Annotated in this window: 26 protein-coding genes, 2 tRNA genes and 1 other RNA gene; 11 read left to right on the forward strand and 18 right to left on the reverse strand. The window is 71.7% G+C overall.

Going from position 1 to position 21,256, the window contains the following annotated elements; all coding sequences use genetic code 11:
- Positions 1–13: 13 nt before the first annotated feature.
- Positions 14–520, reverse strand: a complete 507-nt coding sequence (locus tag ACIGXP_RS12035) for a MarR family winged helix-turn-helix transcriptional regulator (protein ID WP_399767079.1) — start codon at positions 518–520, stop codon at positions 14–16.
- Positions 521–725: 205 nt separating this feature from the next.
- On the opposite strand from ACIGXP_RS12035, the gene ACIGXP_RS12040 reads away from it, so the two are divergent.
- A complete protein-coding gene (locus ACIGXP_RS12040) occupies positions 726–923 on the forward strand; it encodes a hypothetical protein (RefSeq protein WP_363216398.1) in 198 nt (65 codons plus the stop codon).
- Positions 924–926: 3 nt separating this feature from the next.
- Here ACIGXP_RS12040 and ACIGXP_RS12045 read toward each other — a convergent pair whose 3' ends face one another.
- The 9 genes from ACIGXP_RS12045 to ACIGXP_RS12085 form a co-directional block, all read right to left on the reverse strand.
- Positions 927–1,235, reverse strand: coding sequence for a hypothetical protein (locus ACIGXP_RS12045; RefSeq protein ID WP_399767083.1), 309 nt, complete (start codon positions 1,233–1,235; stop codon positions 927–929).
- Positions 1,236–1,729: 494 nt separating this feature from the next.
- Positions 1,730–2,668: an RNA polymerase sigma factor SigF gene (locus ACIGXP_RS12050; protein WP_363216400.1), complete on the reverse strand. Its 939-nt coding sequence runs from the start codon at positions 2,666–2,668 to the stop codon at positions 1,730–1,732.
- A 343-nt stretch (positions 2,669–3,011) separates the two neighbouring features.
- On the reverse strand, positions 3,012–3,902 hold the full coding sequence (locus ACIGXP_RS12055; protein WP_363216401.1) for an RNA polymerase sigma factor SigF: 891 nt from the start codon (positions 3,900–3,902) through the stop codon (positions 3,012–3,014).
- A gap of 131 nt (positions 3,903–4,033) precedes the next feature.
- Complete coding sequence (locus ACIGXP_RS12060) at positions 4,034–4,327, reverse strand: Dabb family protein (protein ID WP_363216402.1); 294 nt, start codon at positions 4,325–4,327, stop codon at positions 4,034–4,036.
- 10 nt (positions 4,328–4,337) lie between these two features.
- Positions 4,338–4,517: a hypothetical protein gene (locus ACIGXP_RS12065; RefSeq protein ID WP_363216403.1), complete on the reverse strand. Its 180-nt coding sequence runs from the start codon at positions 4,515–4,517 to the stop codon at positions 4,338–4,340.
- Between the two features lie 180 nt (positions 4,518–4,697).
- A tRNA-Ser gene (locus tag ACIGXP_RS12070) sits at positions 4,698–4,782 on the reverse strand.
- Positions 4,783–4,839: 57 nt separating this feature from the next.
- Complete coding sequence (gene tadA / locus ACIGXP_RS12075; protein ID WP_399767249.1) at positions 4,840–5,271, reverse strand: tRNA adenosine(34) deaminase TadA; 432 nt, start codon at positions 5,269–5,271, stop codon at positions 4,840–4,842.
- A gap of 59 nt (positions 5,272–5,330) precedes the next feature.
- Positions 5,331–5,864 carry a hypothetical protein gene (locus ACIGXP_RS12080; RefSeq protein WP_363216407.1) on the reverse strand — a complete coding sequence of 178 codons (534 nt, stop codon included), beginning with the start codon at positions 5,862–5,864 and terminating at the stop codon, positions 5,331–5,333.
- A 297-nt stretch (positions 5,865–6,161) separates the two neighbouring features.
- Complete coding sequence (locus tag ACIGXP_RS12085; RefSeq protein ID WP_363216408.1) at positions 6,162–6,359, reverse strand: hypothetical protein; 198 nt, start codon at positions 6,357–6,359, stop codon at positions 6,162–6,164.
- Between the two features lie 113 nt (positions 6,360–6,472).
- Between ACIGXP_RS12085 and upp the strand changes: the two genes are divergently transcribed.
- Entirely contained in the window at positions 6,473–7,108 is a 636-nt protein-coding gene (gene upp / locus ACIGXP_RS12090) for a uracil phosphoribosyltransferase (RefSeq protein ID WP_363216404.1), read from the forward strand.
- A 78-nt stretch (positions 7,109–7,186) separates the two neighbouring features.
- Here upp and ACIGXP_RS12095 read toward each other — a convergent pair whose 3' ends face one another.
- From ACIGXP_RS12095 to ACIGXP_RS12125, 7 genes are all read right to left on the reverse strand, one after another.
- Positions 7,187–7,822, reverse strand: coding sequence for a LytR C-terminal domain-containing protein (locus ACIGXP_RS12095; protein ID WP_363216405.1), 636 nt, complete (start codon positions 7,820–7,822; stop codon positions 7,187–7,189).
- A 105-nt stretch (positions 7,823–7,927) separates the two neighbouring features.
- Positions 7,928–8,224 carry a type II toxin-antitoxin system VapB family antitoxin gene (locus ACIGXP_RS12100; protein WP_004943146.1) on the reverse strand — a complete coding sequence of 99 codons (297 nt, stop codon included), beginning with the start codon at positions 8,222–8,224 and terminating at the stop codon, positions 7,928–7,930.
- 194 nt (positions 8,225–8,418) lie between these two features.
- Positions 8,419–8,541: a hypothetical protein gene (locus ACIGXP_RS12105; RefSeq protein WP_363219029.1), complete on the reverse strand. Its 123-nt coding sequence runs from the start codon at positions 8,539–8,541 to the stop codon at positions 8,419–8,421.
- Between the two features lie 53 nt (positions 8,542–8,594).
- Positions 8,595–8,915: a hypothetical protein gene (locus ACIGXP_RS12110; protein ID WP_399767091.1), complete on the reverse strand. Its 321-nt coding sequence runs from the start codon at positions 8,913–8,915 to the stop codon at positions 8,595–8,597.
- A 139-nt stretch (positions 8,916–9,054) separates the two neighbouring features.
- Positions 9,055–9,732, reverse strand: coding sequence for an HdeD family acid-resistance protein (locus ACIGXP_RS12115; RefSeq protein ID WP_363219031.1), 678 nt, complete (start codon positions 9,730–9,732; stop codon positions 9,055–9,057).
- 70 nt (positions 9,733–9,802) lie between these two features.
- Positions 9,803–10,423 carry an HhH-GPD-type base excision DNA repair protein gene (locus tag ACIGXP_RS12120; RefSeq protein ID WP_399767094.1) on the reverse strand — a complete coding sequence of 207 codons (621 nt, stop codon included), beginning with the start codon at positions 10,421–10,423 and terminating at the stop codon, positions 9,803–9,805.
- A gap of 47 nt (positions 10,424–10,470) precedes the next feature.
- The gene (locus tag ACIGXP_RS12125; protein WP_399767097.1) at positions 10,471–11,940 is read right to left on the reverse strand and encodes an FG-GAP and VCBS repeat-containing protein; all 1,470 of its coding nucleotides are present in this window, start codon (positions 11,938–11,940) and stop codon (positions 10,471–10,473) included.
- 166 nt (positions 11,941–12,106) lie between these two features.
- Between ACIGXP_RS12125 and ACIGXP_RS12130 the strand changes: the two genes are divergently transcribed.
- From ACIGXP_RS12130 to ACIGXP_RS12165, 8 genes are all read left to right on the forward strand, one after another.
- On the forward strand, positions 12,107–14,353 hold the full coding sequence (locus ACIGXP_RS12130; protein ID WP_399767100.1) for a penicillin acylase family protein: 2,247 nt from the start codon (positions 12,107–12,109) through the stop codon (positions 14,351–14,353).
- Entirely contained in the window at positions 14,346–14,948 is a 603-nt protein-coding gene (locus tag ACIGXP_RS12135; RefSeq protein ID WP_399767103.1) for a GNAT family N-acetyltransferase, read from the forward strand. Before ACIGXP_RS12130 ends, ACIGXP_RS12135 begins: the two co-directional genes overlap by 8 nt.
- 10 nt (positions 14,949–14,958) lie before the next feature.
- Positions 14,959–15,438: a cupin domain-containing protein gene (locus ACIGXP_RS12140; protein WP_363219036.1), complete on the forward strand. Its 480-nt coding sequence runs from the start codon at positions 14,959–14,961 to the stop codon at positions 15,436–15,438.
- Positions 15,435–16,196: an SDR family NAD(P)-dependent oxidoreductase gene (locus ACIGXP_RS12145; protein ID WP_363219037.1), complete on the forward strand. Its 762-nt coding sequence runs from the start codon at positions 15,435–15,437 to the stop codon at positions 16,194–16,196. Before ACIGXP_RS12140 ends, ACIGXP_RS12145 begins: the two co-directional genes overlap by 4 nt.
- A 114-nt stretch (positions 16,197–16,310) precedes the next feature.
- Complete coding sequence (locus tag ACIGXP_RS12150) at positions 16,311–18,107, forward strand: copper resistance protein CopC (RefSeq protein WP_399767108.1); 1,797 nt, start codon at positions 16,311–16,313, stop codon at positions 18,105–18,107.
- A gap of 99 nt (positions 18,108–18,206) precedes the next feature.
- Positions 18,207–18,671, forward strand: coding sequence for a hypothetical protein (locus ACIGXP_RS12155; RefSeq protein ID WP_399767110.1), 465 nt, complete (start codon positions 18,207–18,209; stop codon positions 18,669–18,671).
- Between the two features lie 17 nt (positions 18,672–18,688).
- On the forward strand, positions 18,689–20,203 hold the full coding sequence (locus tag ACIGXP_RS12160) for a hypothetical protein (protein WP_399767113.1): 1,515 nt from the start codon (positions 18,689–18,691) through the stop codon (positions 20,201–20,203).
- Complete coding sequence (locus ACIGXP_RS12165; RefSeq protein ID WP_363219041.1) at positions 20,200–20,859, forward strand: hypothetical protein; 660 nt, start codon at positions 20,200–20,202, stop codon at positions 20,857–20,859. The genes ACIGXP_RS12160 and ACIGXP_RS12165 overlap by 4 nt, the downstream gene beginning before the upstream one ends.
- Positions 20,860–20,955: 96 nt before the next feature.
- Here ACIGXP_RS12165 and ACIGXP_RS12170 read toward each other — a convergent pair.
- Positions 20,956–21,043, reverse strand: a tRNA-Ser gene (locus ACIGXP_RS12170).
- Positions 21,044–21,139: 96 nt separating this feature from the next.
- Here ACIGXP_RS12170 and ffs point away from each other — a divergent pair.
- An RNA gene (ffs, locus tag ACIGXP_RS12175) (signal recognition particle sRNA small type) lies at positions 21,140–21,236 on the forward strand.
- The last annotated feature ends 20 nt before the right edge of the window (positions 21,237–21,256 follow it).

Here is a 21,256-nt window from a genome sequence, read left to right on the forward strand (position 1 = left end):
GGGCTTCCTTTTCTTACGTGCTTGCGGGTGTACGGGTGGTCTCTTCGACTACGGGAGCGGCCACGGGGGCCAGGTGCCGGAACGCGGTGGACCGGCAGTCGCCGAAGGACTCGCGCAGGCGGGACATCAGCCGGATCAGCTGCGCCACCTCGTCGTCGGTCCAGTCGGCGAGCCGCTCGGCCAGCAGGTGCGTGGTCCGCCGGGACAGATCGTCGAGCTGCTCCAGGCCGGCGGGCGTCAGGCGCAGGATGCGCGAGCGCTTGTCCGCCGGGTCCGGGTGCCGCTCGATCCAGCCGCGCGCGGCGACGTGCGCGACATGCCGGCTGGTGACCGACATGTCCACGGCGAGCAGCTCCGCGAGCTTGCTCATGCGCATGGCTCCGTGGCGGCTGAGCAGGGTCAGCACGGCGGCCGAGCCGGCCGGGCAGTCGGGCGGCAGGATCCGCCCCATGTCCCGTTTCACGGCGCCGACGGCACTGAGCTGACGCGCCAGCTCTTCGAACTGCGCCTGCTCGGCCATCACACCTCCCGTATTCGTTGCTTGGGGCAACCATAGCTGTGTTTGGTTGCTGCAGGCAAACAAATCGGGAGGGGGCGGCGCAAAAACTTGGCAAAGGCAAGTATTGCTACCGTAAACGCGCAGGTGGGTGCGGGTGAGCTGCCCCCGTCTGTCCCGGTGGCCCCGCACTTGGGTCGGTCACGTGGATTCGCTAGTGTCTCGGGCCATGGCTAACACCCAGGGCCCCCAGGGCAATTACGACCCCGCCGGCAGCACCCAGATGTTCCGCGCGTTCGTCGACGAGGCTCCCCAGGGACGCCAGGCGCAGGCGGCCGCTTCCTCCGGCCCCCGCATCGGCGTGATCATCGGCGTCATCGTGGCCCTGGCCGTGGTGGCCGGAGTCGCCTGGCTGGCGCTGAAGTAGGAGTCACTTCCACTTCACCGAGACGTCCCGCGTCTCGATGTGCATGCCGAGAGGTACCCGCCAGGCGTCCACGCACACCGTCCAGGTGTGACCCTTGTGCGTCCGCGGAGGGATCGGCGCCGGGAGGTCCACCGTCGAGGTGACCGTCCCCCAGTCGATGCCGAGCGCGCCGATGATGTGCGTGCCGAAGCTCACCGAGCCCGAACGCACCGCCACACCCCCGGAGTTGTGGAAGCCGACGGTCACCTTCTGGCACCAGCGATGGTCCGCCGCGTCGGTCGCCGGCTTCCCCCAGGAGAGGTCGGCGGGCACGGGTGGCGTGCTACGGCCGGGTGTTGGGGTCGCCGGGGCGGCGGGGGGTGCTGTCGTACGGCCGTCCGCGCGGCCGCGTCCGTCGCCCGTACTGCCGGAAGGGTCCGGCGTATCCGGCGTCGGTGGGGGCGGCGCTGGGCTGTCGTGGGCGGTTGATCCACTGCTCCGGTGCGGTGAACGGGTCGTGGCCGCGGGCGGATTGACGCCCGCCGTGTCCCGGTTGCCGTCCAGTGGCACCAGTGACACGGGGTCCGTCGGTGTGCTCGCCGTACGCTGCTTCTCCGGACCGCCCGCCGGGCCGACCGCGACGTAGCCGCCGCCCGGCCCGTGGTCCCCGCCTGCGGCCGACACCCCGCCCAGGACGACGACGGCCGCCGACGCTGCCGTAACGGCGCCTCGGCGGCCACGTGTCCATGCCGTTCCCGTCGCCCTGCCCGACCCTGTCGCTCGCAGCATCGGGCCAGTGTGTCTGACGGGCTGTCAGAACTGAAGGGTCAGTCCGAGATGAGCCCCTCCCGCAGCTGAGCCAGTGTCCGGGTGAGCAGGCGGGAGACGTGCATCTGGGAGATGCCGACCTCCTCGCCGATCTGCGACTGGGTCATGTTGGCGAAGAAGCGCAGCATGATGATCCGGCGTTCCCGGGGCGGCAGCTTGGCCAGCAGGGGCTTGAGGGACTCGCGGTACTCCACGCCCTCCAGGGCCGCGTCCTCGTAGCCGAGCCGGTCGGCCAGGGAGCCCTCGCCGCCGTCGTCCTCGGGGGCGGGGGAGTCCAGCGAGGAGGCGGTGTAGGCGTTGCCGACCGCGAGGCCGTCGACCACGTCCTCCTCGGAGACGCCGAGCACCGCGGCCAGCTCCGTCACCGTCGGGGAGCGGTCCAGCTTCTGGGACAGCTCGTCGCTGGCCTTGGTCAGGGCCAGGCGCAGTTCCTGGAGCCGGCGCGGGACGCGGACCGACCATGAGGTGTCCCGGAAGAAGCGCTTGATCTCGCCGACCACCGTCGGCATCGCGAAGGTCGGGAACTCCACGCCCCGTTCGCAGTCGAACCGGTCGATCGCCTTGATCAGGCCGATGGTGCCGACCTGGACGATGTCCTCCATCGGCTCGTTGCGGGAGCGGAAGCGCGCGGCCGCGTAGCGGACCAGCGGCAGGTTGAGCTCGATCAGGGTGTCCCGGACATAGGCCCGCTCGGGGCTCTCCTCGTCGAGTGCGGCGAGCCGCAGGAACAGGGAGCGGGACAGGGTGCGGGTGTCGATGTCTCCCGACGCCGGCGGGGCCGGAGTGTCGGCGGCCGCCTGGGCGGGCGGGGCCGGCACGGCATCGAGGGCCGTGACGCCCTCGATGCCGTCGAGGACGTCGAAAGCGTCGAGCTCCTTGGGTGCAGCCTCGCTCTTCGCGGGCGTCAGCACCTTCGAGCTGCCCTGGTCTGCGGACATGCCACCCCCTTTGGGTCGCGGGACGGTCGTGGCGGCGCTGTCTTTCGGACAACGCAGCCTTCACCTGAATACCGGAGCCGAAGGCCCGGCAAACGCGTCTCCCGCAGAATGTCACATGTCGGCAACACGCTGTAGTGACATGTCGACATGTGAGAGGCGAATCGGCCCTGGAAAGAAGGGGTCTGACGCTTTTTCGGGTCTCAACTGTCGGCATCTGTGCTGGTGAGCGATTCGCTCGCGGTGGTGATGGATCGAGCGGGTTTGCGATGCGGGGGTCTTCGCGGGTGTGCTTCCGTGCGCCTGCTGTGCTTCGCCGCGAGTCCTTCTATGCGCCGATGTCCTTCTATGCGTCAATGCGATTCGCGGAGCGCAGTCGCTGGAAGCTGCGGGCGAGGAGCCGGGAGACATGCATCTGGGAGACGCCGAGTTCCGCACTGATCTGTGACTGGGTGAGATTGCTGTAGTAGCGCAGGAGAAGGATTCTCTGTTCGCGTTCGGGGAGTTGGACGAGCAGATGCCGGACCAGGTCGCGGTGTTCCACGCCGTCCAGGGCCGGGTCCTCGTAGCCGATCCGGTCCAGCAGGCCGGGCAGTCCGTCGCCCTCCTGTGCGGCCTCCAGCGAGGTGGCGTGGTACGAGCGTCCCGCCTCGATGCAGCCCAGCACCTCGTCCTCGGTGATGCGCAGCCGCTCGGCGATCTCGGCGGTGGTCGGCGAGCGGCCGTAGAGGGTGGTGAGGTCCTCGGTGGCGCTGTTGACCTGCACCCACAGCTCGTGCAGCCGGCGCGGTACGTGGACCGTGCGGACGTTGTCCCGGAAGTAGCGCTTGATCTCGCCGACCACGGTCGGCATCGCGAAGGTCGGAAACTGCACGCCCCGGTCCGGGTCGAAGCGGTCGATGGCGTTGATCAGGCCGATGGTGCCGACCTGGATCACGTCCTCCATCGGTTCGTTGCGGGAGCGGAAGCGGGCGGCCGCGTAGCGCACGAGCGGGAGGTTCGCCTCGATCAGCGTCCCCCGCACGCGGTTGTGCTCCGGCGTGCCCGGGGTCAGCTGCTTCAGCTCGGCGAAGAGCACCTGGGTGAGGGCTCGGGTGTCGGCGCCGCGCCGCTTCTCGGGGGCCGCGGGAGCGGGCTCGCAGGCAGGGGCTGCCGCCTCCTCCTGGGGCGGCGCAGTACTGGCCGACACGGTCAACGCCACCTCTTCATCGATCAACCATCCGTCAAAAGTGGTCATAGCATCACAAGAGATGTGCACTGTGTGCAAGCACCGCATTACGCCGTGTTGTGGTCAAACAATGACAAGTTGGGGCGTAAACATAGGAAAGCCCCCCGCCGTTCCAGCGGGGGGCTCTTGGCGCGGCCGACTCAGAATTCGTAGTCGGCGATCACCCACGTGGCGAACTCGCGCCACAGCGCGACGCCCGCCTGATGGGCCGGGTGCTCCAGGTAGCGCTTGAGGGCGTCGCTGTCCTCGACCGCCGAGTTGATCGCGAAGTCGTAGGCGATCGGCCGGTCGCTGATGTTCCAGTCGCACTCCCAGAAGCGCAGCTCCTCGATCCGGTCGCCGAGCTCACGGAAGGCCTGCACCCCCTGGACGACCCGCGGATCGTCGCGCTCGACACCTTCGTTGAGCTTGAAGAGGACCAGGTGGCGGATCATGGGGTGTACCTCAGCTCTTTCCTCCGTTGGCGACCCATGTCATGAAGTCGCCGATGGCCTTGGCCGCGTCCGATATGCCCTCGAAGACTATCTGGACGTAGTGGGCCGCCTTGGGCGGGTCCGTGATGATCACGTACAGCGCGAAGACCACGAGCACGTATACGGCGATCTTCTTGGCGTTCACCGCCACCGCGGCCTCCCCTGTGCTGCGTCTGCGCCCTGTGGGCCCCCTGCTGCCGGCGGCGAGTGTAACCTTCACGCCCCTTTTGGGGACCAACGGCCCGCCGCCCCGGGTCATTTGCCCCGCCCTGTGCTCAAGGGACCGTTACGACGAGAAGGGCCCCGTCTTTCGACGGGGCCCTTCTTCGAGCGGTAGCGGAGGGATTTGAACCCTCGGTGACTTGCGCCACACTCGCTTTCGAGGCGAGCTCCTTCGGCCGCTCGGACACGCTACCGAGGGAGACCTTACAGCAAGGTGGGGCATGGTTTGAAATCGGAATTCGGCGGCGCCGTCACCGGTCCCGGAAGAACTCGGTGAGAAGCCGCGCGCACTCCGCCGCGAGAACGCCCTCCACGACTTCCGGACGGTGATTGAGCCGACGGTCGCGGATCACGTCCCAGAGCGAACCGGCCGCACCCGCCTTGTCGTCCCGGGCGCCGTAGACGACCCGGTCGATCCGCGACTGGACGATCGCGCCCGCGCACATCGTGCAGGGCTCCAGGGTGACCACGAGAGTGCAGCCGGCCAGCCGCCACTCCCCGAGCCGGGCGGCGGCCCGCCGGATCGCGAGGACCTCGGCGTGGCCCGTGGGATCGCCGGTGGCCTCACGCTCGTTGTGCCCGGCGGCCAGCACCGTCGTACCGTCCGGGGACAGCACGACGGCGCCGACGGGGACGTCCCCGCCCTGGACGGCCCGTCCGGCCTCGTCCAGGGCGAGCCGCATCGCGGCCCGCCAGCGGTCGCGTACCGGGTCCACGGGGCCCTGCGTGTCCTGTGCCGCGGTCAGCGGACGGTCTCCAGCACCTCCGAGGCGCCCAGCGCCTCGGCGATCGAGCTGAGCGCGTCATCGGCGTCCAGGGCGCGCAGTTCCTTCTCGCTGATGCCCAGGTCGTCGAGGATCCGGCTGTCGCCCACCGGGCTGTGCGGGACCGCGTCGGCGCCGCCCTCCTCGTCGTCCTCGTCGGACTCGGACTCGCCGTCCTCCGTGCCGTCGAGGTCCAGGGAGTCCAGATCGGGGCCGTCGTCGGCACCCGGCTCCCGGCCGAGCAGCTCGTCGGTGAGCAGCAGCTCACCGTACGCGCTGCGCTGGGCGGCGGCGGCATCCGAGACGTAGATGCGAGGGTCGTCCTCGCCGTCCACGCGGACGACGCCGAACCAGGCGTCCTCCTGCTCGATCAGGACGAGCACCGTGTCCTCGTCGGGAGAGGCTTCCCGGGCCAGGTCGGCCAGATCCGACAGGGTCTCCACATCGTCGAGCTCTGTGTCGCTCGCTTCCCACCCGTCTTCGGTGCGCGCGAGCAGTGCGGCGAAGTACACCGTGACTCTCCCACTGGTCATAGGCGTGCCGGTTGGGGGTCCCCCCGGCGGAGGTACTTGGGCGGAGAGAGCTGGGCTCCGAGCCCCACCCACTCGGAATCGTGGCAGAAACAAGGCTGTCAGGGGACGTCTTCGGCTCCCTGTGTCTTGAGCGTTCGTTGCCACCACCTGCGGATCGTACGCGGCTTTTCCAAGCACTCACGCACGCCCACCGCCCAAACGCCGGGGCGCACGCGGAACTTCCTCACCAGAACTTTCCCTGCAGTGTCGTGCTCACCGGGCTCACAAGGGTCCTCCCTACCAGCGGAACGTCCGCATGCGCATCGCGTGGCGCAGCCGTGCGGCCTTGGCGCGTCGCGGCTGGACCCGGGCGCGCAGCGCGCGGGCCTCGGCGAGGTCGCGCAGGAACTGGGCGCGGCGGCGCCGCCGCTCGGCGGCCGTCTCCGGCGTCGCGGTCTCGGCCGTCTCGGGATCGCCGCCCGTGTCGTCGGGCAGCTCAGGCAGGTCGGGCACGTCACACCACCCCAGTCCGTCCCTCCCACTTTCCCTCGGACGGCGGGTCCGACGCCAGGGTCGGCGGGGTGCCGGGCGCGGGTACCGTTAGGGGCATGCGTCTCCACGTCGTCGACCACCCCCTGGTCGCCCACAAGCTCACCACGCTGCGCGACCAGCGCACCGACTCCGCGACTTTCCGCCGGCTGGCCGACGAGCTGGTCACCCTGCTCGCCTACGAGGCCACGCGGGACGTGCGCACGGACGCCGTCGACATCCGGACGCCGGTCGCGCAGACCACCGGCGTCAAGCTCGCCCGTCCGCGCCCGCTGGTCGTGCCGATCCTGCGCGCCGGCCTCGGCATGCTCGACGGCATGGTGCGGCTGCTGCCGACCGCCGAGGTGGGCTTCCTGGGCATGATCCGCAACGAGGAGACGCTGCAGGCCTCCACCTACGCCTCGCGTATGCCGGAGGACCTCTCGGGCCGCCAGGTGTATGTCCTGGATCCGATGCTGGCCACGGGCGGCACGCTGGTCGCGGCGATCCAGGAGCTGATCAAGCGCGGGGCCGACGACGTGACCGCCGTCGTGCTGCTCGCCGCACCCGAGGGGGTCGCGGTCATGGAGCGGGAGCTGGCGGGGACGCCGGTGACGGTGGTGACGGCGGCCGTGGACGATCACCTCAACGAGCAGGGGTACATCGTGCCGGGGCTGGGGGACGCGGGGGACCGGCTTTACGGCGCGGCTGAATAGGCGGCCACTGGCCGTCCGGCGACTGCGGGTGCGTGGTGGTCGACCACGCCGTTCCCCGGGCCCCTTTCGGGGCGCTCGTCAGCAGCTCTTCTTCGGAGATGCCGTCGGTTCGGGTGCCGTCAGGGCCGCCAGTGCCTGGTCCGCCGCCGCGGGTGAGGTCAGGCCCTTGAAGGCGTCGCCGATGATCAGGTCCACGGCGGCGCCCTTGCGGCCGGCGGCGGTGCGCTGTTCGGCCCCGGCGAGGTGGGTGCCGAGCACCGCCAGTGAGGTGTTCCGGGCCTCGGGCGGGCCGAGGAGCATCCCGGCGTTCTTGACCTTCTTGTCGAACTCCTTGGTCGCGTTGCCCACGTCGCCGATCTTGAAGCCGCGTCTTTTCAGTGCGTCCGCGGTGTCCTTGGCCAGCCCGGTGCGCTGGGTGGCGTTGTAGACGTTCACGGTGATGTCGCCGGGCCTGGGCAGGGCCCTGACCCGGGCCGCCGGTGCGGCCTTGGTCTTCCGGCACTCGGTCTTGGCGGCTGCCACCGTGCCCTTCTTGCCGCCGGTGAAGACGTCGATGAGCTGCAGGGTGCCCCAGCCGAGCAGGCCGAGCACGGCGGCGGACGCCACCACGGCGGCCACGAGCCTGCCGTGCCGGCGCGGCGGACGCATCCGAGGGTATTTGTCCCCCGTGATCCGGTACTGGCCGCCCATGCCCGGGGGAGTCAGCATGCTCATGGGCGCAGCGTAGTGCGCCTGAGCGGCGATGCCTATTAGATGATCAGTAGACGCCGCTCAGCGGAACCCGAAAGGGTCAAGGGCCAACGGCCCTGTCGCGCCGGGTCAGTCGAGTTCGAGCACGCGTGCGTGCAGCACCTGGCGCTGCTGGAGGGCGGCGCGGACCGCGCGGTGCAGCCCGTCCTCCAGGTAGAGGTCGCCCTGCCACTTCACGACGTGCGCGAAGAGGTCGCCGTAGAACGTCGAGTCCTCCGCCAGCAGGGTTTCCAGGTCGAGCTGCTGCTTGGTGGTCACGAGCTGATCGAGGCGGACCGGGCGCGGCGCGACGTCCGCCCACTGCCGGGTGCTTTCCCGGCCGTGGTCGGGGTACGGCCGGCCGTTTCCGATGCGCTTGAAGATCACACGGAAAGCCTACCGGTCAAGACGTTCCGGGCGCAGCCATGGCGGCGGAGTGTGCCGCTTGAAAAGATGCCGCGAAAGGGTCATAGGGGTGGCTATCGTCCGCTGCGGTGCGCCGGAACAAGGACGCGGCCGATTTCCTCCGTTCGGCCGAGGACGGCCGGCGAAGGCGGTGGCCCGCCTCCGCCGGCGCCGGTTCAGCGGCCCGGTTGCCCGGGCGGCCGCTGCGGTTCCTCCTTCTGCTCCGGTCTGGGTGCCGTCGCACGTCTGGCCTCCGCGCGCAGCAGGGCGCGCAGGACGGCGTAGGGATCCATGGGCATGGCTGTGCTCCTTGCGTCGAGCCGACCGACCTGTCGTGGGGGACGCGGGTCTGTCAGCAGCGCAGGACCACCGTGCGCGGCAGGGACGAGGGGTAGGCCACCCGTGGCGCGGCGGGGCGCGTCCGGGCCGTCGGCCGGACGGGTGCCGGGTCGGCGAGGGGAGCCGGGCGCTCGGGCACGTCGGCAAGGTGGACGGCACGGGCGGGTGGGCGTACGAGGATGTCGAAGACGTCGTGCTCGAAGGTCTCGGCCGACACGCCCAGCGCGGGGGCCGCCTGTACCTGTGCATGGACGCCGGGCACCCACAGGGCGAGGAGCAGCACGAGCACCCGCAGCCAGGTCCGGCTGCGGGGACGGCTTGCGGTCCTGCTCACAGCAGGTGTCTCCCCGGGGCGACAGCGGAACGCAGCATGCGGGGCGCGAGATCCGCCCGCTCGGCGTAGGAACGGGGCGCGCGGTTGACGCTCGTGTCGCGGCGTCCGTGCCCCGGGATCACAGGTCCGTGGCCCGGGATCACAGCGTCTGCGGGACCGCCTTGGCCCGGCCCCGGATGCGGAACGCGGTGACGATCTCGGTGATCCCCACGACGACCAGCCAGATGCCGCCGACCAGGGTCAGCACGCCGACCGACCGGAACGGCGAGTCGATCAGCACGATTCCGGCGATGAAGGTGATGACCCCGAGGAAGATCTGCCAGCCCCGGGCGGGCATCCGGGAGTCGTGCAGGGCGGCCAGGGTCTGGGTGATCCCGCGGATCAGCCAGCCGATGCCGATCCACAGGGCGAGCAGCAGGATCGACTGCATGGGCCCGCGGAAGCAGAACAGGCCGAGCAGGATCGACAGGGCGCCGCTGATGAAGGCCAGTACGCGCAGCGAGGTCGTCTTGTGCGTGCCGAACGCGGAGGCCAGCTGGAAGATGCCGCTGATCACGAGGTAGACGCCGAAGAGCACGCCGGCGACGAGCAGGGAGGCACCGGGCCAGATGAGGACCAGGATGCCGAGGATCAGCGAGGCGATCCCGGTGACCAGGACCACCTGCCAGGCGGCCCGGGACAGGGCGTGCAGAGGGCCCTCGAACGGCGGCTCGGGCTCATGGCGGGCGTGCGGCCCGCCGGGCGGCTGTGCGGCGTGGGCGCGCTGGTCGTCGTACTCACGGCCCCACTCGGGGCCGCTGTTGGGTGCTTCGGTCATGGTCCATGCTTGGACCGGCGGGGCGGGAGCTGCCAGCAGAGAGGGGCCGGTCGGGTGACGTCCGAGAGGTTTACGCGTCCCGGACGTCCTGCGTGCCGGAGGCCTTCGCCGCCCTTGCCGCCGCCTTCATCTCCTGCTTGTGCGCGCGGACCTTCGCCAGTGACTCGGGTCCGGTGATGTCGGCGACGGAGCGGAAGGACTTGGGCTCGCCGTACGCGCCCGCGGCCTCCCGCCAGCCCTTCGGGGTGACCCCGAGCTGCTTGCCGAGCAGCGCGAGGAAGATCTGTGCCTTCTGCTTGCCGAACCCCGGCAGTGCCTCCAGCCGCTTCAGCAGCTCGGCACCGCTGCCGGCGTCCCGCCAGACCGCCTCGGCGTCCCCGTCGTAGTGCTCGACGAGGTACTGGCACAGCTGCTGGATGCGCTTGGCCATCGAGCCGGGGTAGCGGTGCACGGCCGGTTTCTCGGCGAGCAGCGCGGCGAAGGCCTCCGGGTCCATCGCGGCGATGTCGTGCGCGTCGAGATCCCCGCCGGCTCCGGCGCCGAGCCGGTCGGCGATGGTCCGGGGTCCCTTGAACGCCCACTCCATCGGGATCTGCTGGTCCAGCAGCATCCCGGTCAGCGCGGCGAGTGGACTGCGCCCGAGGAGCGCGTCCGCCTCGGGATCCTGGGCGAGGTGCAGCGTGACGTCCATGCGTCGATCATGCCTCGCCCGGGATCCGCCCGCTGCCGGGCAGCCCGCTACCGGGTCATCGCGGTGCTGGGCAGCGCGGCCCCGAGGCCGGAGGCACTGTCGGTCGTGCGGACAGTGAGGCCGGCGCTCTTGCCGGAGATGGCGGCCGAGCCGTTCGTCACCGGTCCGCCTGCCGACCCGCGGGCGATCCACACCAGGCCGTCGGTGTTCTCACCGGGCGTGCCGACGACGACCTCGGCCTCGCCGTCCTTGTTGAGGTCGGCGAGGTGGACGGCCCAGCCGAAGTGATCCTCCGTCTCGGCGGTGCCGGGGACGCCCGCCGTGTTCTGGGTGTAGGCGGTGGCCTCGGCGCCGGTGAGCCCGGCGGCGGAACCGCGCAGCAGAACGGCCTCACCGGCCCACTTGGCCGAGCCGACGGTCTTCCACGGCACGCCGACGAGCACGTCGGCGTACTTGTCGCCGTTGACGTCGCCGACGCTGAGCGACGAGCCGAACTGGCCGCCGTCCTTGCCGACGCCGGGGACGCCCGGCGTGTCCTGGTGGATGGCGACGGGCTGCTGGTCGGCGGTGATGCCGTGCGCGCTGCCGTACAGGACCTGGATCTCGCCGCCGCTGTGGGCGCCGTGCGGGTCCTGGGTGAAGTGGGTGTCGTACTGGATGCCCGTGACGAGGTCGCCGTAGCCGTCGCCGTTGACGTCGCCGACCTGCCCGTTCCAGCCGTGGGCGAGCGGCAGCCGGGTCATCGGTGCGGCCGGATCGTCCTGGCCGACGGAGAGGGGCCCGCTGTAGGCCTGGACCGGGCCGGGCAGCGAGAACAGCTCGGCCTTGCCGTCGCCGTCGACGTCACCCATGACCACACTGTGGTTTTCGCCCTTGCCGAGGTAGCCGGAGACGGGCTTTCCGCTGCGGGTGAAGGGCCCGGTGTAGGTGACGCTCTGGCAGTTGCTGCCGACGGACAGCTCGGGGGCGCCGTCGCCGTTCATGTCCCCGGTGGCGAGCGACCGCCCGAAGAGGCAGTACGTCCGGTCCGGGCCGTAGCCGGCGGGCGGAGCGATGTCAGCGCCGCCCTTGAGGCCGCTCGGGCCGCCCCAGATCACCGTCACGGTGCCGCGCAAGCCCTGCTGCAGGCCGAAGTCCTCGCGCGGGGTGCCGACGATCAGGTCCGCATACCCGTCCCGGTCCAGGTCGGCGGTGGTGACGGTCTGGCCGAAGCGGTCGTTCTTCTCCGGGGCCCCCGGAATCCCGGCCGTGGCCGGGGTGATGACCTGACGGTGGGCCGTGCTCACGCCCGAGGCCGAGCCGTACAGCACGACGACCGCGCCGGCCTTCAGCACGCCGCCGCTCGCGGCGTCGGGCGCACCGATGACCAGGTCCCGGTACCCGTCCCCGTTGAAGTCGTCCTGGACGGCGGCGGTGTTGGCCCCCTTGTAGGGCGTGGCGGCGGCGGACGCCACCGGGGTCAGCGGAACGGCGGCGACGGCGGCCAGCACGGTGCCCGCGGTCAGAACTCTTCGCACGAAATCTCCCCCACTAGTAACGGACGTCCCACTCGACCCATGAAGTACTCGAATGGTTGTCCGCCTGCGGAAGCGAACCTCGGCCGGGGTCGGCCATGCATCGCGTACGATTCCTTCCTGCAAGGAACTTAGGCAAGGCTTACCTAAAACAAAGGGGGGCTCACGGGTGACCACCGAGACCTACCGCGACGCCTGGGGCATCCCCCACCTGCGCGCCTCCAGCGCCCGTGAACTGGCCCATGCCCAGGGCCGGGTGACCGCACTGGACCGCGCCTGGCAGCTGGAGGTCGAACGCCACCGGTCCCAGGGCACCTCCGCCTCCTTCCTCGGCGCCGGCGCCCTGTCCTGGGACGTCCTCGCCCGCCGGGCCCGGCTCGACGACACCGCCCGCCGGTGCTTCGCCGCGCTGGACCGCCGGGACCCCGAAACGGCCGACTGGGTCCGCGCATACGTCGACGGCGTCAATGCGGGCCTGCCCGAAGGCGCCCGCCGCGCCTGCGAGTTCGGCCGCACCGGCCTCGCCCCCGGCCGCTGGCAGCCCTGGACCCCGCTCGGCGTCTGGCTCGCCACCCACCTCCTCTTCGCCGGCTTCCCGGCCAAGCTCTGGCGCGAGCAGGCGATACGGCACCTCGGCCCCGACGTCGTCCGCCTGTTCGCCACCGACGGCCCCGGCACCGCCGGCAGCAACGGCTGGCTCGTCACCGGCGCCCGCACTGCCTCCGGCCACGCCCTGATCGCCGGCGACCCGCACCGTTTCATCGAGGACCCCGGCGTCTACCAGCAGATCCGCCTGGCCTGCCCCGAGTTCGACGTCATCGGCCTTGCCGTGCCCGGCGTCCCCGGCATCGCCCACTTCGGTCACACCGGCACGGTCGCCTGGGCCATCACCAACGCCATGGCCGACTACCAGGACCTGTACCGAGAACGCCTGCGCCGCACGGGCACCGGCGTCCAGGCCCTCGGCCCGGACGGCCACTGGCACCGGGCCACGCGGCACACGGAGACGGTCGACATCGCGGGCGAACCGCCGATCGCGATCGAGGTGATCGAGACGGACCGGGGGCCGGTGATCATCGGGGGGCCGGAGGGGCTGGAAGCGGGTCTCACGTCGACACGGCCGTACACCCCGCAGGCCGCCGACGTCGAGAACTCCCCACAGGGGCCACCCGCGCCCGACCACGAAGGCAGTACGGGTGCTGCCGGTGGGAACGCAATCCGAGCCGAGGACGAAGCCGAGGCGGGATCCCCTCGCGCCGAAGCGCCGCAGGCACTCGCTCTCCGCTGCCCGCCGCGCGTCACCGCAGACCTCGGCTTCAGCGCCCTCCTGCCCCTCCTCCGCGCCCGCACCGTCGAAGACGTCGACCGTGCCCTCGACGCCTGGGCCGAGCCCGTCAACGTCGTACAGGCCGCGGACACCCGGGGCGGCACCCTGCACCGCGTCGCCGGCCGCGTCCCCGTGCGCGCCCGGGCCAACCGCCTCCACCCCGTCCCCGCCTGGCACCCCGGCCACGAATGGCACGGCTGGCACGAGACGCCGTACGCGCCCGTGCCGGACGGCATCGCGGTGATGGCCAACCAGCGCGGCCCCGCCACCCCCCTCGGCGTCGAGTTCGCCCCACCGCACCGCGCCGACCGCATCCGCGCCCTCCTCGACGCGCACCGCACCTGGACCGCCGACGGCATGCCCGCGATCCACACCGACACCCATCTGGCCTCCGCCGCGCCCCTGCTGGACCATCTCTCCGCCCTCGCCGGCCTCAGCCCCGCAGCGGCCCGCCTGCGTGCCCGCCTGCTCGCCTGGAACCGCCGCATGGACGCCGACAGCACCGACGCGGCCGCCTACGCCGCCGTACGCTCCGCGGTCGTACGCCGTCTCGCCGCCCACCCGGTGTTCGCCCCGCTCGCCGAGCCCCCGGCCTACCCGGAGGTCCTGCTCCCCTGGCTGGCCCTCGTCCCGCGCATCGGATACGCCCTGGAACACCTGCTGCGCGCCAGGGAGTTGTACGGCATCGACCGCCCGGCGACCGTCCGTGCGGCCCTGGAGGAGGTGGCCGCCGCACAGCCGGCCGGCACCTGGTCCACGACCCACCGCCTCGCCCCCTGGCGCGCACTCCCGCAAGCGCCGGAGGACCCCGGACCCGGGCTCGCCGGTGACCACGACTGCGTGCTCTGCACCTCCGCCGTACCCGGTCTCACCGACCGCGCGGCCCGTGGCCCGGCCGCCCGGTACGTCTGGGACCTGGCCGACCGCGCGGGCAGCCGCTGGGTGGTCCCCTTCGGCGCCGACGGCGTCCCCGGCGCCCCCCACCACCGTGACCAACTCCCCCTGTGGCTCAAGGGGGAACTGGCCCCCGTCGTCACCGACTGGACCCTGCTGACCCTCCTGGAACGCACCGAGGAAACCCATGACTGACCGCTTCGAGGAAGCCTTCGCCCAGCACGTCGACGGCTTCGGCACCATCCGCGTCCGTCCCCTCGACCCGGCGTGCGACGCGGACGTGATCCACGGCTGGGTGAGCGAGGAACGCGCCGCCTTCTGGGGCATGAACGGCCTCACCCGGGACCAGGTCGCCGACGTCTACACCCACATGGCCGGCCTCGACACCCACCACGCCCACCTCGTCACCAAGGACGGCACGCCGGCGGCTCTGCTCCAGACGTACGAGCCGGCCGCGGACCGGGTCGGCGAGTGCTACGACGTCCTCCCCGGCGACCTCGGCGTCCATGTGCTCCTCGGCCCCGCCGGCCCCGACGGCCGCCGTCCCGGCTGGACCGCCGCCCTGCTGCACGTGATGACGGCCTACGCGCTGCGCGTCCTGGACCGGCGCCGGCTCGTGGTCGACCCGGACGTACGCAACACCAAGGCGATCGCCCGCTTCGAACGCCAGGGATTCGTGTGCGGCCCCGTGGTCGTCCTGCCCGAGGTGGACGTCCCCGACGTGTACCTGCCCGAGAAGCACGCCCAACTCGCCTTCCTGGAACGGGCGATGGCCTTTCCGGAAGGCTAACCTTGCCCGCGTGACGACGACGCCCGAAGAGCTGATCGCCCACTACGGCCTCGAACCCATCCCCCGCGAGGGCGGCCTGTTCCGCCGCACCTGGCAGGGGCCGGAGGGGACCGACGGCCGTCCCGCGGGCTCGGCCATCGTCGCCCTGCTCACCTCGGACGACTTCTGCGCCCTGCACCGCCTGCCCACCGACGAGATCTGGCACTTCTACCTCGGCGACCCGCTGCATCTCCTGCTGCTCGCCCCCGACGGCACCACCCGCACCGAAACCCTCGGCCCCGCCCCGCTGTCGGGGCAGCACGTCCAGCTGACCGTGCCGGCCGGCACCTGGATGGGCGCACGGGTGGCGCCGGCCGGCGCATGGTCGTTCTTCGGCTGCACGATGGCCCCGGGATTCACCTACGCGGACTACGAACACGGCGACGCGGCCGAGCTCACGGCGCGTTACCCGGCCGAGGCCGCCCGGATCACGGAACTGTGCCGCCCATGAGCCTGCTCGACGGACAGACCGTCCTGGTGACCGGCGCGGGCGGCGGCATCGGCCGCGCCATCGCGCTGCGCTTCGCCGAGGAGGGCGCGGCGGTGGCCCTCCACTGCCGTACGGCGGTGGACGCGGCCGGGGAAGTGGCGGCCCGGATCCGGGAATCGGGCGGCGAGGCCGTCGTACTCCAGGCGGATCTGACGGACGACGACGCCTGCCACCGCCTCGTCCGGGAGGTGACGGACTGGTCCGGCGGCCGGCTGACCGCCCTCGTCAACAACGCGGCCGTCCAGCCCGTCCAGCCCCTGCCCGGTATGACGGCGGACGAGTGGCGCACGGTCGTCGACACCGACCTCACCAGCGTCTTCTCCTGCACCCAGGCCGCCGCCGCGCACCTGCGCGCACACGGCGGCGGCACCATCACGCACATCGCCTCCATCGAGGCCGCCCGCCCCGCCCCCGGCCACGCCCACTACAGCGCGGCCAAGGCAGCGGTCGTCATGCACGCCCGCGCGGCCGCCCTGGAGTACGGGCCCGACGGCATCCGTGTCAACAGCGTCTCGCCCGGCCTGATCGACCGGGAGGGCCTGGCGGAGTCCTGGCCGGACGGCGTACGCCGCTGGCTGGCCGCCGCCCCCACCGGCCGCCTCGGCCGTCCCCGGGACGTGGCCGACGCGTGCGTGTTCCTGGCCTCGCCGCTCGCGAGCTGGATCACCGGCCACGACCTGACCGTGGACGGCGGTGTCTCGGCCCGCCCGACGTGGTGAGCACTCCGGCCGGTCTCTGCGTACTCGTAGGCAGGGCACGCGGCGAGACGTGTTCACCCGAGGGCTGTGGCGAGGCCTGCTCGCACGAGGGCATGCGGTGACGGAGGGGACGAGGTGCGCTTGCGCGACCGACACCGGCGGTGGCCACGACGGCTGACCCTGCTCTGCGCGGGCCTGCTGTTCCTCCTGCTCGTCCCGGCCGCCCCCGCGTCGGCGCACGCGGCCCTGCGCACGAGCGACCCCGGCGACGGCAGCGTCGTACGTACGGCCCCCCGGCACGTCACCCTGACCTTCACCGAGTCGGTCGGCCTGCTCACCGACTCCTTCCGGGTCTACGACCCCCGCAACCACCGGGTGCGCACGGGCCCCGCCGGCCACGCCCCGGGCCGCTCGGACACGGCCCGCGTCTCCCTGCCCGCCCACCTCGCCACCGGCACCTACACGGTCGCCTGGCGGGTGGTGTCGGCGGACAGCCACCCGGTGTCCGGCGCGCTCACCTTCTCGGTCGGCAAGCGCACGGCGACGACCGTGAGCGCGGTCCCCGACGCCACGGAGAACCCCGCCACGGCGGCCCTGTACAACATCGCCCGCTGGCTCGCCTACCTCTGCCTGGCCCTCCTCCTCGGCACCACCGCGTTCGTCGCGTACTGCCGCCCGCCCGTCGCGGCCCCGCTGCGCACCCCCGCCCTGGCCGCCGCCTGGACCCTCCTCGCCTCGACGGCCGCCCTGTTCGTCCTGCGCACCCCCTACGAGGAAGGCACCTCCCCCGCGCAGGCCCTCTCCCTGCGCGCCCTCGCGCACGCGGCCACGACCCGCCCCGGCGCACTCCTGCTCGCCCGGCTGGCGCTGCTGCTCCTGGCGGCAGCCGCCGTGGCCCTGCTCAGGGCCCGCCGCAGAAGGCTTCCCCGCCGCGCCACCCTCGCCGTGGCCGCGGCCCTGTCCCTGCCCCTCGTCCTGACCTGGTCGGCGGCCGAGCACGCCTCCGCGGGCCTGCAAGTCCCGCCGGCGATCACCTCCGCCACCCTTCACCTGCTGGCCATGGCGGCCTGGCTGGGCGGCCTGGCCGCGCTGCTGAGGATGCTGCAGCGCACCCCCGCCCTCCCGGCCTCGGTCCCGGCCCGCTTCTCGCGCCTGGCCTTCGCCTCGGTGACGGTCCTGGTCCTGACCGGTGTCTACCAGTCCTGGCGGGGCCTCGGTTCCTGGCAGGCGCTCACGGACACGACGTACGGGCGCACCCTGCTGGCCAAACTGGCGGCGGTCACCGCGCTGCTGCTGGCGGCGGCCTGCTCCCGCACCTGGACAGCCCGCCTGACGCAGGCCCGGGCCCGCAAGGCGGCACCCGCCGCCCGCGTCCCCGAACCGGCCACGGGTCCCCCGCTCCCGCCGGACCCCCCCGCCCCGCCCCCGCAGCTCCCCTTCCACCTCCTGCGCCGCTCGGTGCTGGCGGAGGCGGCCGTCGGCGTGGTGGTGCTGGCCCTGACGACGCTCCTGACGAGCACGGTGCCGGGCCGGACGGCCACCGAGGCCGCGGAGACCGCGGAGACGGCGGCACCGGCGAGCGGCATCCCGACGGCCTCCGTCACCACGGTCCCCTTCGATGTCGGCACCCCCGGCGGCCACGGCAAGGTCCAGGTCACCCTGGACCCGGGCCGGGTGGGCCGCACCTCCGTCCAGGCGGTGGTCTACGGCCCCGACGGCGGCCTGTCCTCGGTCCCCGAACTGCGGGTCACCTTCACCCTGGCCGGACGGCGGATCGGCCCCCTGGACACCAGGGTCACCGACCGGGGCGGCTACTGGGCCTCCGACTCCTTCGACCTGCCCCTGCCGGGGACCTGGACGATGAAGGTGACGGTACGGGTGTCGGACGTGGACCAGGTGACGGTGCCGGTACCGGTGCGGGTGCCTCGATAGACCAAAACCTCCACCCGAATTGGTAAAGGAATTGATAGGTTCGCTGGTGCGGCGTTTGATCGGTCGTCGCACGGGCTGACGGGTGTCAGGGGGGAACACATGGCGTGGGAAGAGTGGGAGAGGGCCAAGGCTGCGACAGCGCAGGGCGGCGGCGCCCGGATGCAGCTGAACCAGGCCGGGCTCGGAGGATCCGATGACGCGGATCTCGTCGTGCACGAGGACGACTTGGGGGCCGTGGGCCACGAGGCGTTCGTTCTCCATGGTGAGCTGAGCAAGAAGGCCGACATCGCCGCGGCCGGCGCCGGCCGTCACGCGTCCGGATCCACTATGCAGGCGGCTGCCGAACTGAAGAGCAGCCACCTCGGGCTCGGTTCGGAACTGGAGACGACCGTCGAGATCTGGACCTCCCAGGTGAAGCACGTGCTGCAGGCGTGTGCGCACATCTCCAACCACCTCGACTACAGCAAGAAGCTGCACGCGCGGGACGATGCCCGGATCGCCGCCGACATCAGTGGACGTAACGGACCGGTGCCCGTCTCGGTGCTGAGCGAGTACTTCAAGTAGGGCAGGTAGGAGAGGACATGGGGGACTTCACCTACTCGGATCTCATGGCTCTGGACCTCGGCAAGCTGGGCACGGCGGTGTCCGACTGGAAGTCGATGGCCGAGGGCCTGGCCGAACTGGCCACCGACACGCGGGACGGCATGCTCAAGAAGTCCGAAGGGGCTCGCTGGAAGGGTGTCAACGCGGACGTCACAAGGGAGTTCGTACGCAAGACGGCCAAGGAGATCGCCGATCTCCAGTCGGAGGCGGAGAGCATCGCCGCCGTGCTCGCGGACACCCACGCGGAGTTGACGACGTACCAGAAGCAGGCGAAGAGCCTCACCGACGCGGCGCGCAAGGGCAACCCCGCCCACGACCCCCCGGACCCCCCTCTCTTCGTCACGGACGGGCCGGGCGGCACGGTCCGCGTGATGGAGGCGATGTGCACACCCAAGGGCCCGAACCAGCGCACCAAGGACTACATCCAGTGGTATGCCGACACGCTCACCGGAATCGTCCAGCACGCCGCCGAGGTCGACGCCGCGGCGGTACGGGCGCTGCGCAAGAGCCACGGCAACGACCCGTACAACGCCGGGCACGCCAAGTACACCTCCCTCGACGAGGAGCAGCTGCCCCGCGCCGAGGAACTCGCCGCGCTGGGCGGTGACGCCGACGCGAAACAACGCGCCGAGCTGAAACGCCTGTGGGGGTCGCTGAGCCCCGAGGCGCGGGCCCGCCTCTGGCTCGCGAAGAAGGACGACCTCATGGCGGCCGGCATCCTGAGCCCGACCATGCCGCAGGTCGCGGCCGACGCCGGGGCGGGGGCGCACGGATCGGAGTCACCCGGATTCGACGAGTGGGCCACCAAGCGAAAGATGGAACTGCTCGCCGAGGGCGCCGACTGGAAGGGCATGACGGACGCCTCCCGCAACATGGCCCACTACCTCGGCAACAGCGGCTCCCCGATGGTCCTGCCCGTGGACAAGATGATGGCGGACGTCCCGGAGTTCAAGACGTACGTCGACGACATCGTCCGGCACCACCAGAACGGCTGGCGCCAGCAGGCCCTGCAGCAGTTCCGGGAGAACGGCGGCAAACCGGTCGCCATCCCGGTGGAGGCGAAGCTGCCCGACGGCTTCTACTTCAGCAAGGACATCAACGAGAACTGGTTCTACGCGGTGGGCGGCGCCAACACCAACGTCACCGGCGTCGTGACGGCCGTACCGGATGCGCACGGCAACCCGAAGATCTCCGTCGACTACCAGGCGAACGTCTGGGACCGCTACAACTGGGACGAGGGCAAGGGCGTCAACGTGGGCCCGATGAAGATCCCCGACGGCCAGATGGCCAAGCTCCACCGGGTGGGACTCGCCCAGGAGTACGACATGGCGGGGAGCAGCAGCACGCACCACTACGATCTCGGCTCCTCGCAGCCCAACCAGTCCCCGCCGCCGGGCCCCGACGAAAGCAGGGACGGACGCACGGACCCGGGCCGGGAGCAACAGCAGGGCCGTACGACGCACAGGTCACCCGGGAGGACGGCCGGCCGATGAACGACGCCCACGACAACACAGGCGGCCACCGCCGGACGCGCGCCGCCGGGGCGGCCCTCGGCACGCTGGCCCTGCTGGGCGCCCTGACGGCGACAGGCTGCTCCGTACCCGACTCCGGTACCGGCCCGGCCGGTGACCGCGCCGCCCGGCAGACCGCGGACGACAGGTGGGTCGAGGGCGTCACGCCGGGGTGGATGAGCGGGCACATGGGCGTCGACATCCCGGCGGCGGCCCAGGACGCGCGGGCCGGCTATCAGGTGACCTCCCGCTTCGACACTGGTGTGCTCACCTTCACACTGACCAGGTCCCAGGCACGGGCCTTCCTGGCCGCCTATCCGCCGGCCGGCGAACTGCTGGAGCCCACGGCCGCCGTGACCGACGTGCGGACCCACGACTTCAGACACCTGGGTGTGCCGGAGCCGGAGTCGTTCAAGAAGGGCATGCGCTACGGCTCCGTCTGCCCCGGCGCCGACCCCGAGCCCACCGCGAGCCCGGACCCGCTCGCCGATCCGTACGGCACCTCGGACACCGGCTGCGTCAGCCTCTACGCCCACGACTACGCCCCGGACCGCACCCGCATCTACCTCCGCGACCACTACGAGCCGGGCATCAGCCCCCTCCCGACAACCCCACCCACTTCCTCCCCGAGCCGCTGACCCCTCCCCACCGGTCGCGGGTTCGGGAAGGGCCTGCTCGGACAGACATACATACGCCGAAGGGCCGGACCGCTGCTGCGGTCCGGCCCTTCGGGCTGGCGGAGGATACGAGATTCGAACTCGTGAGGGGTTGCCCCCAACACGCTTTCCAAGCGTGCGCCCTAGGCCTCTAGGCGAATCCTCCGCCGGAAACATTACATGACCGAGGGGAGTGCTCGCGAACCCGTTCCCGCAGGCCCGCATCCGTTACAGCCCACGGGCCGCGATCGGGTACTGTGGGCGCAGCCCCTCACGCGGCGCTATCTGACTGAACTCCCCCAGGGCCGGAAGGCAGCAAGGGTAGGTCGGCTCTGGCGGGTGCGTGGGGGGCCCTTGCGTTCCCGGGGCGTCCGCGGCC

Source organism: Streptomyces sp. NPDC053069, assembly GCF_044546895.1.
Classification (GTDB): Bacteria; Actinomycetota; Actinomycetes; order Streptomycetales; family Streptomycetaceae; genus Streptomyces.

What these genes read in the sequence shown, in the direction of transcription:
- ACIGXP_RS12035 (WP_399767079.1), bottom strand. Translation starts at nt 520, where the DNA reads ATGGCCGAGCAGGCGCAGTTCGAAGAGCTGGCGCGTCAGCTCAGTGCC.
- ACIGXP_RS12040 (WP_363216398.1), top strand. Translation starts at nt 726, where the DNA reads ATGGCTAACACCCAGGGCCCCCAGGGCAATTACGACCCCGCCGGCAGC.
- ACIGXP_RS12050 (WP_363216400.1), bottom strand. Translation starts at nt 2,668, where the DNA reads ATGTCCGCAGACCAGGGCAGCTCGAAGGTGCTGACGCCCGCGAAGAGC.
- ACIGXP_RS12055 (WP_363216401.1), bottom strand. Translation starts at nt 3,902, where the DNA reads ATGACCACTTTTGACGGATGGTTGATCGATGAAGAGGTGGCGTTGACC.
- ACIGXP_RS12060 (WP_363216402.1), bottom strand. Translation starts at nt 4,327, where the DNA reads ATGATCCGCCACCTGGTCCTCTTCAAGCTCAACGAAGGTGTCGAGCGC.
- tadA (WP_399767249.1), bottom strand. Translation starts at nt 5,271, where the DNA reads ATGCGGCTCGCCCTGGACGAGGCCGGACGGGCCGTCCAGGGCGGGGAC.
- upp (WP_363216404.1), top strand. Translation starts at nt 6,473, where the DNA reads ATGCGTCTCCACGTCGTCGACCACCCCCTGGTCGCCCACAAGCTCACC.
- ACIGXP_RS12095 (WP_363216405.1), bottom strand. Translation starts at nt 7,822, where the DNA reads ATGAGCATGCTGACTCCCCCGGGCATGGGCGGCCAGTACCGGATCACG.
- ACIGXP_RS12105 (WP_363219029.1), bottom strand. Translation starts at nt 8,541, where the DNA reads ATGCCCATGGATCCCTACGCCGTCCTGCGCGCCCTGCTGCGCGCGGAG.
- ACIGXP_RS12115 (WP_363219031.1), bottom strand. Translation starts at nt 9,732, where the DNA reads ATGACCGAAGCACCCAACAGCGGCCCCGAGTGGGGCCGTGAGTACGAC.
- ACIGXP_RS12120 (WP_399767094.1), bottom strand. Translation starts at nt 10,423, where the DNA reads ATGGACGTCACGCTGCACCTCGCCCAGGATCCCGAGGCGGACGCGCTC.
- ACIGXP_RS12135 (WP_399767103.1), top strand. Translation starts at nt 14,346, where the DNA reads ATGACTGACCGCTTCGAGGAAGCCTTCGCCCAGCACGTCGACGGCTTC.
- ACIGXP_RS12145 (WP_363219037.1), top strand. Translation starts at nt 15,435, where the DNA reads ATGAGCCTGCTCGACGGACAGACCGTCCTGGTGACCGGCGCGGGCGGC.
- ACIGXP_RS12155 (WP_399767110.1), top strand. Translation starts at nt 18,207, where the DNA reads ATGGCGTGGGAAGAGTGGGAGAGGGCCAAGGCTGCGACAGCGCAGGGC.
- ACIGXP_RS12160 (WP_399767113.1), top strand. Translation starts at nt 18,689, where the DNA reads ATGGGGGACTTCACCTACTCGGATCTCATGGCTCTGGACCTCGGCAAG.
- ACIGXP_RS12165 (WP_363219041.1), top strand. Translation starts at nt 20,200, where the DNA reads ATGAACGACGCCCACGACAACACAGGCGGCCACCGCCGGACGCGCGCC.